This window comes from Mycobacterium sp. DHQP2018-32-09 (assembly GCF_058148405.1).
Genome location: NZ_JBYVYK010000007.1, coordinates 42,558 through 55,396 on the forward strand (window position 1 = coordinate 42,558; position 12,839 = coordinate 55,396).

Genomic DNA, 12,839 nt, shown 5'->3' on the forward strand with positions numbered 1-12,839 from the left:
TCCCCCAGCCTGGCATGACTTTGCAGATTCTGGGCATTCGGGGAAGGGAACGTCGCGAACGCCGACGGGGAACACCATCGGAGAACACCGCAGGAGGCCGCCCGTGGCGAGACGCAACGAGTACACCGGCGACACGTGCGCGTGTGGCCGCCCGATGTACGTCCGGGTGGTCCAGGTGGGCACCAACCCGGAATCGCGGCGCGGCCCGTCGTGCTGGTACGACGACTGCCCGGAACACGCCAGGCGGGTCAGCCGCTGAGAGTCCGGGCCAGCGCCGCGCCCAACCGCGCGCCCGACGCCCACGCCGACTCGACGCGCGGTGCACCCTCTGGACACCAGGCGTCGCCGCACAGTCCCAGCGGCCGGCCGTCCCGCGACACCAGCGCGAACGGGGCCTCCCCGTGCGTGCCCGTGGGTTTGGCGAAGGTCCAGCGGTGGGCGTACGTCCAGTCCGGCTCGGGCAGGTCGAGGAGTCGACGCACGCAGTCCAGGACCGGCGCCACGACCCGCTCCGGGTCGTCCAGGTGTTCGCGGGCCAGGTCCGGGGAGGCGTGCGCGACGAGCACGGGTGCGCGGTCGCCGCGCCGCGAGCCGTCGTCGGCGACGAAGCTGACGTCGGGTTCGTCGTTGACGAACGCCGCGGCGTCGACGTCCCAGTGGCGGGCCGGCCACCCGGCGGCGACCGCGATCACCGGCGCGTAGTCGACCCACCGGGCGGCATCCGGCGCCAGCCGCGCGGCCTGCGGATCCGGCATCGCGAGCACCACGGCGTCGTGATCGAGATCGGCGAGCGCCGTGACCTCCGTCTCCAACGTCGGCACGCCGGTCCGGGTGTCGGGCAGGACGTCGCGGACCAGCGCGCGCAACCCGTTCGGCGCCGCATACCGCAGCGGACCGGTGGTGGTGGAACGTCCGTCCGCGGAGAACACGTCGAAGGTGTCCGTCCACGGCCGGGCCAGGCCGGCCTGGACCCAGCGGGACACGACGGCGGAGAACTCGGGGTCGCCGACGGTGAAGTAGGCGGCGCCGAGGTCGACGCGACGGTCGTGCACGGTCGGCGACGCCATGCGACCGCCGGGTGCGCGGCCGCGCTCGTAGACCGTCACGTCGACGCCGTGATCGAGGAGCGCCCGCGCACAGGCCGCACCCGACATCCCGGCGCCCACCACTGCCACGCGTGCCGACGACATGGTTGCCAACCTAGTCGCGCCGGCCGTGCGCCGACCACGACGCCACGACGCCACATGCCACGACGCCACGCCCTGACCGATGCCGCCGGTGGGGCTGCCTATCGTCGAGCGCGTGACCATCGCCTACGACGACGCGCTGCGCGAGCGCATCCGGACGCACCTGGCTCGACACGACCGCCGCGCCGTCGCGGATCCGACCAGGCGGCACGCCGCGGTCGCGGTGGTGCTGGTGGACTCCGAGGTGGGTGAGGACCGGGTGGACCCGGCCGACGTCGACGACTGGATCGGCGGGCGCGACCTGCCGGACGAGGGTCTCGACGGCCGGATGGTCGACGTCTCGGGCGGTGCGGCGTTCTTCCTGTGCCGGCGTGCCTCGCGGCTGTCGACGCATGCCGCGCAGTGGGCGCTGCCCGGCGGCCGGCTGGATCCCGGCGAGACCGCCGTCGCCGCCGCGCTGCGCGAGACCGACGAGGAGCTGGGGTTGCGGCTGCCCGAGACGCAGGTCCTCGGGCTGCTCGACGACTACGCCACGCGGTCCGGTTACGTCATCACGCCGGTGGTGGTGTGGGGCGGCGGCCGGCTGGACCCGCGCCCGGCACCCGACGAGGTGGTGGCGGCCTACCGGGTGGGCCTGCACCAGCTGCGGCGACCCGATTCACCGCGGTACGTGACCATCGCGGAGAGCCCGCGCCCCGTCGTGCAGATCCCCCTGGGCAACGACCTCATCCACGCGCCGACGGGTGCGGTGCTGCTGCAACTGCGCTGGCTGGGACTGGAGGGCCGCAGCGACCGCGTCGACGGTTTGGAGCAACCGGTGTTCGCCTGGAAGTGAACCGGCGCGCTGTAACGCGCGGTTCCGGCACGTCGATGAACCAGCTGTGATTCGTCGTCTCGGGGTGGCCGTGCTGGCCGCAGGCATCGCATGGGCCGGTCTGGCCACCGCCACGGCGCAGGCGGCGCCTGCCGCGTGCGGCGACTACCACTGGATCGGCGCGGCCGGCTCGGGCCAGCGCGACGGTGCCGGGGTCTACAACTACGGCGGCATGGGCAGCGTGATGTACGCCTCGTACCAGCAGCTGGCGTCGGAGCTGGCCGTCGACGGCAAGACCATCACCGCGGAGTCCGTGCAGTACCCCGCCGCACCCGTGCCCGCCGACGGCAGCATCAGCGGATGGCTGACGTTCCTCGGCAGCGTCAAGGACGGCACGGCGGCCACGGCGAAGCAGTTGGAGGCGTTCACCGCCCAGTGCCCGAACACCAAGGTGGTGCTGGCCGGCTACTCCCAGGGCGCCATGGTGATCCACCGCAACCTCTACGACCTGGCCGACGATCCGCACGTGGCCGCGGCGCTGCTGGTCGCCGACGGGGACCGGTTGCCCGTCGACAACACCATCCCGATGGGCACGACGGCCGGGTTGCCCGGCAAGGGGATGGGCGTGGCCCAGGACCACTCCATCCTGGCGTCGACCAACACGTCCCCGCTGCCGCCCTCGATCGGCGCGCGCACCATCAGCGTCTGCGACGTCGGGGATCCGGTGTGCGACTTCGATCCCGACTCCGACGTCGACGTGATGTCGCCGGCCGTCGTGGCCATCCACACCGCGTACGCCCCCGCCACCAGTGGTCCCCATGCCTGGGGCGCACCGCTGTACCAGCTGGTCGCCGCCAGCGGGCCGACGGTGTCCGGTGCGGCCGTGCCCGGCTCGGCCGATCTGCAGCTGAGCGCCCAGCACGGCTGAGGCGCGCGCACGGGTGTCGTGACGTCCGCGGGGCTGCCGCAGCCCCCCGGGTCGGGTGACGCTCAGTCGGCCAGGTCGAAGGCCTTGTTGACCTTCGTCGGCCTGATCGACACCAGCAGCTCACCGGGGACCCCGTTGCGCCGCCCGAACTCGTCGGCCCGATCGGCGCCCATGTATCGGCCGCCGATGCGGGCCGCGAACTCGCGCACCGCCGCGAGGTCCTCGCTCAGTTCGGCGACGCCCTGCACCTGGACGAACGAGTACGGCGGGTGCGGGTCGTCGACGGTCAGCACCACCCGGGGATCGCGGCGCAGCGCCTTGCCCTTCGCCGTCGACGAGCCGGTGTTGAAGATCAGGCGGTCGCCGTCGACCACGAACCACACGGGCGCCACCAGCGGACGCCCGTCGGACGCGAGGTAGCCGAGCATCCCGGTGCGGGTACCGGCGGACAGGAAGTCGACGACGTCTGGTGTGAGTTCGGTCATGGTGTCACGGTAGGTCGCCCGGCCGTGTGCCCGCCCGTGTGCCGTGCCGGGAACGGCGCGCAGGTTTGCGGTGACGTCGCGCGGGGCAGGAATACCGTCATGGATGTGCCCCGCCCCTACGAGGTGACGACGCGCATGGCGGAGCTGGCCCGGGCGATGGCGGCGCCGCGTGGCCGCGACGAGATCTTCTCCGACGTGACGGCCGCGGCCGTCGACCTGATCGACGGCATCGACACCGCGGGCATCCTGTTGATCACCGGCGAGGGCAGCTACGAGTCGCATGCCTGCACCAGCCCGCTGCCCTGCGAACTCGACGTGCTGCAGGAGACGTTCCAGGAGGGCCCCTGCCTGGAGGCCGCGCTCGACGACCTGGTGGTCACCACCGAGGACTTTCGCGACGAGCCCCGGTGGCCCGCCTACTCGGCGGAGGTCGCGAAACTCGGGGTGCTCAGCGGAATGTCGTTCCGGCTGTACACCACCGATCGCACGGCCGGGGCGCTCAACCTGTTCGGCTTCGAGCCGCGGGCCTGGGACGCCGAGGCCATCACCACCGGCGCCGTCCTGGCCGCGCACGCGGTGGCCGCGATCCTGGCCGGCCAGCGCCGCGACGACCTGCGTTCGGAGCTGGCCACCCGTGACCGCGTGGGGCAGGCCAAGGGCATCATCATGGAGCGCTACCGGGTGGGCGACCTCCGGGCGTTCGAGATGCTGCGCGCCCTGGCCCAGGAGGAGGGCACGACGCTGACCGTCATCGCGCAGCGCGTCATCGACTCGCGCGACGATTGATCCGCCGGCTCAGGCGGACGCCACCGGACCGCCCAGCCGGCCGTTGGTCGCCTCCTGCACGGCACGTTCCATCAACGCCAGTACCTCGTCGGCGGTCATCGTGCGCCGGTCCACCACGATCGCGATGGCCACCTCCTCGTCGACCACCCGGAACGCTCCGGTGACGGCCGCCGCGCACAGTCGCACGGTCAGGTCGCCGTCGGGCAAGCCCAGCCGCGACGCGATCACCGGGATCAGTCCGCGCTCCATCTCGTCGTGCACCATCAGATAGGACGTCCGGACCGCGGGATCGGTCAGCGACAGCGTGGCGATGCGCAGCGCCATGCGCTCGTCCTCGATGTCGCGCGGGCTCAGCGGATGGCTCACGTCGTCGGCGGCGAGGTGTTCGGCCAACGACAACTCGGGCGGCCATCGCCGGGCGGTGGCCAGGAAGCGCTGCGCCGACTTCGACAGCACGGGCTCGACGCAGCTCTCCTTGCTCCGGAAGTACCGCCAGATGGTTCGCGTCGAAAGGCCTGCGGCCGAGGCGATGTCGTCGCCGCTGGTGCCCGCGACGCCGCGTTCCCAGAACAACGCGCACGCCTGGCGCGACACCGCGAGACGCGCCTCCTCGTTGCGGCCCCGCCCGTCAGCCACGATAGTCGGCCGCCAGTTGCCGAACCGACCGGTGCGAGGCGTCGGTGATGACGTCGAGGATGTGGCGATACGCCCGAGACCGGGCGTCGACGATCGACACGTGATCCTCGCCCTTGGCGATGATCAACGCCCCGATGCCACCGCGGCGGTCCACCGCGGAGATGTAGCGCTGCGACTGCGACAGGGGCACCACCGTGTCGCGATCGCCGTGGATGGCGATGACCGGCATGGTCGGATCGATGTTCTGGATCGGGTCCACCGACCGGTAGCGCTGGGGTACCTGGGTGGGGGTGCCGCCCAGGACGGTGACGATGCGATCGTTGCCGTGGGTGGCCGCGTACGTCATGTCCAACGGCCCGGCCAGCGCCACCACCCGGGTGGGTCGGAACTTCGGCTCGCTCCCGATTTCGTTGGGCCGCAGCGTGTTCCGCGTACTTGCCCAGGCGGCCAGCTGAGCCCCCGCGCTGTGCCCCACCACCAGTTCGTCGTCGACGGTGATCTGCGGGAAGCGCTCGTCGACCTGGACCACGTAGTCCAGGGCGTCGGCGACGTCGGTGAACGTGGTGGGCCAGCCCCCGCCGGAGCCCACCCTCCGGTACTCGACGTTGTACACCGCCATCCCGCGGCGCGCGAGGTCCATGGCGTAGGAGCGCATGGTGCCCGCACCCCACTGCGCCTTCCACGAGCCGCCGTGGATCAGCACGACGAGCGGGATGCTGTCGCGGCGCTGCGGTCCCGCGGGCAGATAGAAGTCAGCCCAGTTCTGCAGCGGATCGGCGGGTCCGCGGGTCGCGTACTCCAGGCGGTGCACCGTGATGTCGGCATTGACCACGACCGGATCGGCGGGTGCGGACGGCGGTTGCTCGGCCGGGGCGCCGCCGTCGCCGCACGCGGTGAGCAGCATCGCGGCACAGGCCAGCGCCCAGACCATCGTCCAGACCCTGGCCGCGTACCAGCGGGGACGCACGAGCATGCGTGCACGATAACCGCCCGGCGGCGCGGCAGCGGTGATGACCGTGAAGGATTGGCCAGGTGTTGGCCGTCTTCGAAGCGTTTGCCGTGATCGGTGTCGTGATCGGCGTCGGAGCGATCGTCGGGCGCACGGGCGTGCTCGGGGAGAACGCCCGCATGGTGCTCAACCGAGTGGCCTTCCACGTCGGGGTTCCGGCGCTGCTGCTGCTGAGTCTGTCGGAGGCCACCCTCGGGCAGATCTTCTCCCTGCCGCTGCTGGTGACCGGCATCTGCGCGGTGGGATCGTTCGCCCTGGGCTTCGCGGTGATCGCAGGCATCCGGCGCAAGCCGCGCGGGGATGCCACCATCGCCGCCTGGACGGCGTCGTACGCGAACGCGGGCAACCTCGGCATCCCCCTGAGCGCGTACGTGTTCGGCAGCACCACCGAGGTGTCCGCGATCATCCTGTTCCAGGTCCTGGTGCTGGCCCCGATGGGCATGGCGATCTTGAACTCGGTCACCGAGCCGCGACGCTCCTCGGGACGCCAGCTGTGGACGCTGGTGACCAACCCCATCATCTCCGCCAGCGCCATCGGCCTGGTCCTGGCCGGCCTGCACGTCGACCTACCGCAGCCGGTCGAGGATCCCCTGCGACTCCTCGCCGACCTGGCGATCCCGACCGTGCTGTTGGCCTTCGGCATCTCGCTGAGCAGCCCCACCGAGCGGCCGCCGCGTGCGGATCGCGTCGACGTGGCCCTGGTGCTGGCGCTCAAGGTGCTCGTCATGCCCGCGGCGGCCTACGCCATCGCGCGGTGGGGCTTTGCGGCCAGCCCCGCGCAGATCCTGCTCGTCACGGTGCTGTCGGCATTGCCGTCGGCGCAGAACATCAACACCTACGCCGCCGTCTACCGGCGCAACGAGGGCCTGGCACGCGACGTCACGCTGGCCTCGACCGTGCTGTCGGTACCGGTGATCGCCGCGATCGTCGGCGTGCTCGGTAGTTAGCCGAGCGGGGTTTGGCCGCGGGTCGCCGGGGTATGGAAGCGCCATGGTCTCTCTGACGCACCCGATCCGGGCACTCGCCGCCGCCGCGCTGCTGGGCTGGACGGGGGTGCTCGCCGTCACGGCACCCACTGCCGCCGCCGCGCCCTGTCCCGACGTGCAGGTGGTGTTCGCCCGCGGCACTGCCGAGGCGCCCGGCGTCGGCGGCGTCGGGCAGTCGTTCGTCGACGCGGTGCGCGCGCAGGCACCGGGCCGCAGCGTCGACGTGTACGCCGTGAACTACCCGGCCAGCAGCAACTTCGACGACCGGGAAGCGTTCGCCCGCACGGTGATCGACGGCATCGACGACGCCGCGACGCACGTGGAGACCATGGCGGCCAACTGCCCCAACACCCGCCTGGTCCTCGGCGGGTACTCGCAGGGCGCGGTGGTGTCCGGTTTCGTGACGTCGTCCACGGTGCCCGCGGGCGTGCCCGCCGACATGGTGCCCAAGCCGCTGCCCCCCGCGGTCGCCGACAAGGTCGCCGCGGTCGTGCTGTTCGGCAAGCCGTCTCCGGACTTCCTGTCCCAGTACGGCGCCCCGGCGGTGACCATCGGTCCGGCGTTCGCGAGCAAGACGCTCGAACTCTGCGCGCCCGGTGACACCATCTGCGAGAACGTCCCCGGTGGCGGCCCCACCGTGGCGCACGCGCTCTATCCCGTCAACGGCATGGTGGCCGACGGCGCCGCCTACGCGGTCGGTCGCCTCTGACCCGCGCCGGCGGCCGATGACAAGATGTCGGCATGTCCGAGCGCGTGAGGTTCGCGAGTACCACGGGTCCCGAACTGTGCGGCGTGATCGAGAAGCCGGTCGGGAGCGTCCGCGGGTGGGGCGTGTTCGCGCACGGCTTCACGCTCGGCAAGGACTGCCCGGCCGCCAGCCGGATGTGCAAGCAACTGGCAGCCGAGGGCATCGGGATGCTGCGCTTCGACAACCTCGGGCTCGGCGAATCCGATGGCGACTGGGGCGACGGCTCGTTCTCGCACAAGGTGGCCGACACGGCCCGCGCGGTCGAGTTCATGAACTCGACGGGACGTGAGGTGCGCGTTCTGGTGGGGCATTCCTTCGGCGGGGCGGCGGTCATCGCCGCCGCCCACGACTGCCCCACGGTGGCGGCCGTGGCCAGCGTCGGTGCGCCCTATGATCCCGGTCACGTCGAGCACACCTACGACGCGCTGCTGGAACGCATCGAGTCCGAGGGCGAGGCCCCGTTCCTCGTCGGGGGGAAGGCGCTGACGCTCAAGCGGCACTTCATCGAGGACGTGCGGGCGGCCGACCTGGCCGAGCGCATCCGAACCCTGCGGCGGGCGCTGCTGGTGATGCACTCGCCCACCGACAACACCGTCGGAATCGCCAACGCCAGCGACATCTTTCGCACGGCACGCCACCCCCGCAGCTTCGTGTCGCTGGAGGGTGCCGACCATCTGCTGACCGGCAAGAACCAGGCGGCGCGCGCCGCGCGCATCGTCAGCGCGTGGGCCGACCCCTACCTCTAGCTGGTCACCACGACAGGCCCGCGTCGGCGGGCACCACGGTGAGCCCGACGTCGTCCGCGGCCACTTCGACGTGGCTGCCGAAGGCCTCGGCGTCCGCACCGTCGACGAGGCGGACCTCGCCGGTGCCCCAGCGCCGCGCCCGATTGACCGCCCACGACGACCTGACGACCACCGTCGTGCCCGGTGGACCCGAGACCGTCACACTGGCCGTCGCAGGCGCCGCGCATCGCGCCAGCAGCGCGGCGAAGCCCGCGGGCGGCAGCACCACCCGCCCGGTGAGCGTCACCGTGGTGCGGCAGCGTCGCCGGACGTCGTCGGGTACCTCGCCCACCCGGATGCGGGGGTCGGCAGCGCCCAGCAGGGCCAGCAGCGCGCCGGCCTCGGGGCCGCGCAGCCACACCCCGACGTCGGCGGACAGCACCCCGGCCAGCGCGTGTACCAACGAGCCCAGACCGTGCCCGGTGGTGTCGAGCGTCACGGCGGTCTCGGGCACCTCGTAGCGCAGACCGTGGCGGCGGGCGTCCGGATCGCACACCAACCGTGCCACCGCCACCGCCTCGCGATTCTTCTGCGCGGCGCGTTCGGCGACGTCGCGCTCGCCCCAGTCCGGCCCGTCGTGCCACGCGACCGCGGTGCGCGCGTGGTGGAACACCGCGCCGCCGACGGCGGCCCGGTGGGCGAACTCCCAATCCTCGCCGCCGTACCCGACGAACGTCTCGTCGAAGCCGCCGACGTCGTCGAACAACGCCCGGCTGCAACACATCACGGAACTGATCACGTATCGGTAGGTGCGGTGGTCGACGTGGAGCAGGTCCTCGGTGCCGGCGTAGGCGTCCCGTAGCCACGCGGGCTCGGTGAGTTCGGGGGGCCGGCGCGCGCCTGCCCACCATCCGGGCAGCATCTGCGGGGTCCAGCTGCTCAGGTCGGCGTGCCTGCGGCGGCCGACCACCAGTGCGTCGGGCACCTGGGCCGCCAACCGGGAGATGCGCCGGACGTAGGACGGCTCGGGCACGGTGTCGGCGTCGAGGAAGCACAGCACCTCGGCGCGCGACTGCGCGACCCCGAGGTTGCGTGCGGCGGCGGCGCGGAAACCGCGGTCCGGCTGGCGCACCACGGTCACCGGCATGGTCACCGGCATGCCCACGCCCCGGTCGGATACGCGCGGGGGGTGTGCCGACCCGTCGTCGGCGACCACCACCTCCAGGAGGTCTCGCGGATGGTCCTGCAGTGCCAGCGCGGCCAGCGTCAGGTCGAGTTGGCGCTGCTGTTCGAAGTAGGGGATCACCACGGCGACGCGCGCAGCTCGCGCCGGCCGGTCCGCCACCAGGTCCCAGCGGTTGGCGGCAACCGCGGTGCGGCCGTCGGTGAGCGGGTAGGTCACGCGTGCCACCGCGCCAGCAGCCGGGCATAGGCGAGCGCCGCCTCGTCCGCCGTGGGGACGCACCGTGTTCCCGGCGGCAGCCACGTGGAGTCGGGGTCGGCCAGCGCGGCCGCGAGTGCCGTGCGCAGGCCGTCGGCGGTGTCCGGATACAGCAGCAGCGCATCCGGGTTCCGGTCGGCGAGTTCACGCGAGTATCTGGTCGCGGGCGCCAGCGGCCGGCGCCCCGCCGCCAACCACGAATTGAGCGAGCCCGACGCCGACACGTGCCGGTGGTGGGCCACCGGCACGGTCACGGCCCGCAGGCGTGCGGTGACGGCGTGATCCGGCACGTGCCCGGTGACCTCGATGGGCCGCCCGTCGCGCTGGGCGTGGGCGACGAGCGCGGCCACCACGTCGGCATGGCCGTCGGAGGCCTCGCCGATGACGGCGAGACCCACGTCCGACGGCAGGGCCGACATCGCGTGTAGTACCTCGGCATGCCCCTTGCCGGGGTAGACCCACCCGAAGATGCCGACGGTTGCCGGTGCCGCACCGACGGGCCGACGGCCCGCGTCGCCGGTGGCGTCGGTGGCGTCGATGGTGTCGATGGTGTCGATGGGCAGGGGTACCACGTGAACGGTTGCGACGTCGACGCCGATGTCTGCCAACAGGAGTCGTTCGTGCTCGCTGTTCACCGCGATGCCGTCGGCGGCCGTGCACACCTGGCGATAGGCGGCGGCCCTCGCCGCATGGTGCGTACCGTCGGAGGGTTGCGGGACGTCGTGCAGTGTGACGGTGGTGCGGGCCCCGCGGGCGCGGGCGTCGGCGGCGAGCCGGGCGAACGCGGCGGCTGCGGCGCCGGCCGTCGTGCCGAACAGGCGATCGGTGAACTGCACGTGCACCCCGGCGCCGGACGGCGGGCTCGGGTGGCGAGCCAGGTCGGTGTGGAAACCGTTGGCGTGCAACGCATCGTCCAGGGACCGACCGAACCGGACGACGCCGTGCGGCTCGGGACCCGCGACCACGTGGACCACGGTCATGGCAGCAGTCCCAGCAGCGTCATGGTGGCACCGTGACGTTCCACGGTGAGATCGATGAAGTCGGGATTGTCGGCATACCAGTGCAATTGGGTGGCGTGCACGTCGTCCGGCGCGATCGTGGCGGTCTCGGTGCGCCACCGGTGGCGCACCGCGTCGAGGGGTAGCCCGTAGGCGTCGAGCACGCGGCGTTCCAAGGGTGCGTAGATCGATCCCAGCAGGGTGGTGGTGAGCCGGCCGATGGGCGATGCGACGCCGAGGGCGTCGAGGATGCGGCTACCGAGCCCGTGGAGTACCGGGTTGCCCGGATGGTTGATGGTGTGGCAGGCGTCACTGCCTGCGGCCAGGAACGTGTCCGACACCGCGACGTCGGTGGCGCGGGCCTCACGGTGTGCGAGGGCGGCGCGACTTGCCTCGCCTGCCGCGCGGATCTGCGTCGCGGTCACCTCGACGTCCCACGGATCGGTGGGCGTTCGGCCGGCGCGCGCCGCCGCGACGGTGCGCAGGTCGTGGTAGGGCACCACGGGTGGGGTGACCGACCGGTCGGAGGGTCTGCGCACGATGGCCTGGAAGGGGTACAGGCCGCAGTATCGGATCACCGGCCAGCGCAGCAACCGTGCCGATTTTTGCAGTCGCTCGGTCAATTGTGCTGTCCCCAAGGGTAATTCGCGATAGTCGTCACGGATGGGTTGGCACAGCAGCACGTCCGCCCGGCGCAGCAGGGTGTCGAGGCGGGGCAGATCCTGGGCGGTCAGTTCGTGGACGGGTGGCATGCGCACCGTGCGGAACGGACGGTCGACGGTGGCCTGCAGTACCAGGCGCAGTGCCTCGGCCTGGCAGTTGCCCACGACCAGCCACAACGGCAGGTCCTCGGTGGGTTCTGCGTCGGGATGGCCGTAGAAGTGTCGGTAGTGCCACGTTCGGCCTGCGCTGGTCACTCTGCCGAGAGTAGATGTCGGCGCTTCGTGGTATACCTCTGGTACGAGCAAACCGTCCAGCGAGTGGCGATGCCATGCCCGTGTCATTCGACTGGAATCGAACGTGATCACGCTTGCCTCGGTGCCTGCTGGGCATCCCTATGTCGACGCCGTCGTCGACCCCACCGCCGTGCGGCTGCTGCCCGACCCGACGCCGGTCAATGCGCGCATGCCCGGCCAATGGTGGCCGCCGCGCTTCCTGGATGCGGACTACCTGCGCGGCCGGCTCGCGGACCTGGACGTGCTGCACGTGCACTTCGGCTACGACACGCAGTCACCTGCCGAACTCGACGCCGTCGTGGCGGTGCTGCGCTCCGGTGGCGTCCCCCTGGTGGTGACGGTGCACGATCTGCACAACCCGCACTTTCCCGACGACGCAGCGCATTCCGCGCGGCTGGACGTGCTGATACCCGCCGCGGACGCCGTCGTCACGCTGACCGAGGGCGCGGCGGGCGACGTGGCTGCGCGGTGGGGCCGGACCGCCACCGTGCTCGGCCATCCGCACGTGCTGCCGATCGACTGCGTGGGTGCGCCACGGCAGGAGCGCTCCGCGCCCGTCGTGGCGATCCACGCGAAATCGTTGCGCGCCAACATCGATCCGTGGCCGGTACTCGACACCCTGGTGAGCGTTCGGACCGCACCGTGGCGCCTCCGGCTGGACGTCGACGCAGGTGCCGCATCGTCACCCCGGCATGCCGAGGTCGCCGACGAGCGGTTGCGTGCCTACCGCGCGGCCGGTGTCGACGTCCGGGTGCATCCGCCGTTCGACGATCCCGGTCTCGTCGACTACCTGGCCGCCATCGACGTCATGGTGCTGCCCTACCGGTTCGGCACCCACTCCGGATGGGTCGAGGCGTGCCGGGACGCGGGTGTCGTGGCCGTGGTGCCGGACTGCGGGCACTTCGCAGAGCAGCACGACGACCTTCGATTCGGTTACGGTGCTGCGCGTTTCGACGCGGCGGAACTCCTGGGTCGGGTGGCGTCCGCGGTGGCACGCGCGGCCGGTAGGCCGGCGGGGGTGGACCACTCGTGGCGACGCGCCCGGGCGGCGCAGCGAGCGTCCGTCAGAGCCGCCTCGACGCGGATCTATCGCGAGGTGCTCGCCGGGGTCGCCGCGTGACGGCGCCACGGCGCATCGCC

15 protein-coding genes are annotated in these 12,839 nt (G+C 72.1%); 8 read left to right on the plus strand and 7 right to left on the minus strand.

Going from position 1 to position 12,839, the window contains the following annotated elements:
* The first annotated feature begins 103 nt into the window (after nucleotides 1-103).
* On the plus strand, nucleotides 104-259 hold the full coding sequence (locus AC30CM_RS05335) for a hypothetical protein (RefSeq protein WP_490115787.1): 156 nt from the start codon (nucleotides 104-106) through the stop codon (nucleotides 257-259).
* On the opposite strand, the gene AC30CM_RS05340 is transcribed toward AC30CM_RS05335, so the two are convergent.
* Nucleotides 249-1,190 (minus strand): NAD(P)/FAD-dependent oxidoreductase, encoded by a 942-nt coding sequence (locus AC30CM_RS05340; RefSeq protein ID WP_490115788.1) that lies wholly within the window; start codon nucleotides 1,188-1,190, stop codon nucleotides 249-251. The genes AC30CM_RS05335 and AC30CM_RS05340 overlap by 11 nt on opposite strands.
* A gap of 112 nt (nucleotides 1,191-1,302) precedes the next feature.
* On the opposite strand from AC30CM_RS05340, the gene AC30CM_RS05345 reads away from it, so the two are divergent.
* The gene (locus tag AC30CM_RS05345) at nucleotides 1,303-2,022 is read left to right on the plus strand and encodes an NUDIX hydrolase (protein WP_490115789.1); all 720 of its coding nucleotides are present in this window, start codon (nucleotides 1,303-1,305) and stop codon (nucleotides 2,020-2,022) included.
* Nucleotides 2,023-2,068: 46 nt separating this feature from the next.
* Complete coding sequence (locus AC30CM_RS05350) at nucleotides 2,069-2,929, plus strand: cutinase family protein (protein WP_490115790.1); 861 nt, start codon at nucleotides 2,069-2,071, stop codon at nucleotides 2,927-2,929.
* A 62-nt stretch (nucleotides 2,930-2,991) separates the two neighbouring features.
* Here the strand turns inward: AC30CM_RS05350 and AC30CM_RS05355 are convergent, their stop codons facing one another.
* Nucleotides 2,992-3,414, minus strand: coding sequence for a PPOX class F420-dependent oxidoreductase (locus tag AC30CM_RS05355; RefSeq protein ID WP_490115791.1), 423 nt, complete (start codon nucleotides 3,412-3,414; stop codon nucleotides 2,992-2,994).
* Between the two features lie 99 nt (nucleotides 3,415-3,513).
* On the opposite strand from AC30CM_RS05355, the gene AC30CM_RS05360 reads away from it, so the two are divergent.
* Nucleotides 3,514-4,200, plus strand: a complete 687-nt coding sequence (locus AC30CM_RS05360) for a GAF and ANTAR domain-containing protein (RefSeq protein WP_490115792.1) — start codon at nucleotides 3,514-3,516, stop codon at nucleotides 4,198-4,200.
* 9 nt (nucleotides 4,201-4,209) lie between these two features.
* On the opposite strand, the gene AC30CM_RS05365 is transcribed toward AC30CM_RS05360, so the two are convergent.
* Both AC30CM_RS05365 and AC30CM_RS05370 read right to left on the minus strand, forming a co-directional pair.
* Nucleotides 4,210-4,836: a TetR/AcrR family transcriptional regulator gene (locus AC30CM_RS05365; RefSeq protein WP_490115793.1), complete on the minus strand. Its 627-nt coding sequence runs from the start codon at nucleotides 4,834-4,836 to the stop codon at nucleotides 4,210-4,212.
* Nucleotides 4,829-5,809 carry an alpha/beta hydrolase family protein gene (locus tag AC30CM_RS05370; RefSeq protein ID WP_490115794.1) on the minus strand — a complete coding sequence of 327 codons (981 nt, stop codon included), beginning with the start codon at nucleotides 5,807-5,809 and terminating at the stop codon, nucleotides 4,829-4,831. The genes AC30CM_RS05365 and AC30CM_RS05370 overlap by 8 nt, the downstream gene beginning before the upstream one ends.
* A gap of 59 nt (nucleotides 5,810-5,868) precedes the next feature.
* Here AC30CM_RS05370 and AC30CM_RS05375 point away from each other — a divergent pair, with 59 nt between their 5' ends.
* Genes AC30CM_RS05375 through AC30CM_RS05385 form a run of 3 tightly spaced genes read left to right on the plus strand, consistent with a single transcriptional unit; the run spans nucleotide 5,869 to nucleotide 8,325 of the window.
* The gene (locus AC30CM_RS05375) at nucleotides 5,869-6,792 is read left to right on the plus strand and encodes an AEC family transporter (protein ID WP_490115795.1); all 924 of its coding nucleotides are present in this window, start codon (nucleotides 5,869-5,871) and stop codon (nucleotides 6,790-6,792) included.
* A 43-nt stretch (nucleotides 6,793-6,835) separates the two neighbouring features.
* Nucleotides 6,836-7,540 (plus strand): cutinase family protein, encoded by a 705-nt coding sequence (locus AC30CM_RS05380; RefSeq protein ID WP_490115796.1) that lies wholly within the window; start codon nucleotides 6,836-6,838, stop codon nucleotides 7,538-7,540.
* Nucleotides 7,541-7,572: 32 nt separating this feature from the next.
* The gene (locus tag AC30CM_RS05385) at nucleotides 7,573-8,325 is read left to right on the plus strand and encodes an alpha/beta hydrolase family protein (protein WP_490115797.1); all 753 of its coding nucleotides are present in this window, start codon (nucleotides 7,573-7,575) and stop codon (nucleotides 8,323-8,325) included.
* 4 nt (nucleotides 8,326-8,329) lie between these two features.
* Here AC30CM_RS05385 and AC30CM_RS05390 read toward each other — a convergent pair whose 3' ends face one another.
* From AC30CM_RS05390 to AC30CM_RS05400, 3 genes are read right to left on the minus strand one after another with little or no spacing between them, the layout of a single operon-like run.
* Complete coding sequence (locus tag AC30CM_RS05390) at nucleotides 8,330-9,706, minus strand: glycosyltransferase (protein WP_490115798.1); 1,377 nt, start codon at nucleotides 9,704-9,706, stop codon at nucleotides 8,330-8,332.
* A complete protein-coding gene (locus tag AC30CM_RS05395) occupies nucleotides 9,703-10,725 on the minus strand; it encodes a glycosyltransferase (RefSeq protein ID WP_490115799.1) in 1,023 nt (340 codons plus the stop codon). The genes AC30CM_RS05390 and AC30CM_RS05395 overlap by 4 nt, the downstream gene beginning before the upstream one ends.
* The gene (locus AC30CM_RS05400) at nucleotides 10,722-11,660 is read right to left on the minus strand and encodes a WcbI family polysaccharide biosynthesis putative acetyltransferase (RefSeq protein WP_490115800.1); all 939 of its coding nucleotides are present in this window, start codon (nucleotides 11,658-11,660) and stop codon (nucleotides 10,722-10,724) included. The genes AC30CM_RS05395 and AC30CM_RS05400 overlap by 4 nt, the downstream gene beginning before the upstream one ends.
* Nucleotides 11,661-11,763: 103 nt before the next feature.
* Here AC30CM_RS05400 and AC30CM_RS05405 point away from each other — a divergent pair, with 103 nt between their 5' ends.
* Nucleotides 11,764-12,819 (plus strand): glycosyltransferase family protein, encoded by a 1,056-nt coding sequence (locus AC30CM_RS05405; RefSeq protein WP_490115801.1) that lies wholly within the window; start codon nucleotides 11,764-11,766, stop codon nucleotides 12,817-12,819.
* Nucleotides 12,820-12,839: the final 20 nt, after the last annotated feature.

Excerpts from the sequence above, each read along its gene's own strand:
- AC30CM_RS05340 (WP_490115788.1), bottom strand. The coding sequence starts at position 1,190 with ATGTCGTCGGCACGCGTGGCAGTGGTGGGCGCCGGGATGTCGGGTGCG.
- AC30CM_RS05355 (WP_490115791.1), bottom strand. The coding sequence starts at position 3,414 with ATGACCGAACTCACACCAGACGTCGTCGACTTCCTGTCCGCCGGTACC.
- AC30CM_RS05360 (WP_490115792.1), top strand. The coding sequence starts at position 3,514 with ATGGATGTGCCCCGCCCCTACGAGGTGACGACGCGCATGGCGGAGCTG.
- AC30CM_RS05370 (WP_490115794.1), bottom strand. The coding sequence starts at position 5,809 with ATGCTCGTGCGTCCCCGCTGGTACGCGGCCAGGGTCTGGACGATGGTC.
- AC30CM_RS05380 (WP_490115796.1), top strand. The coding sequence starts at position 6,836 with ATGGTCTCTCTGACGCACCCGATCCGGGCACTCGCCGCCGCCGCGCTG.
- AC30CM_RS05385 (WP_490115797.1), top strand. The coding sequence starts at position 7,573 with ATGTCCGAGCGCGTGAGGTTCGCGAGTACCACGGGTCCCGAACTGTGC.
- AC30CM_RS05395 (WP_490115799.1), bottom strand. The coding sequence starts at position 10,725 with ATGACCGTGGTCCACGTGGTCGCGGGTCCCGAGCCGCACGGCGTCGTC.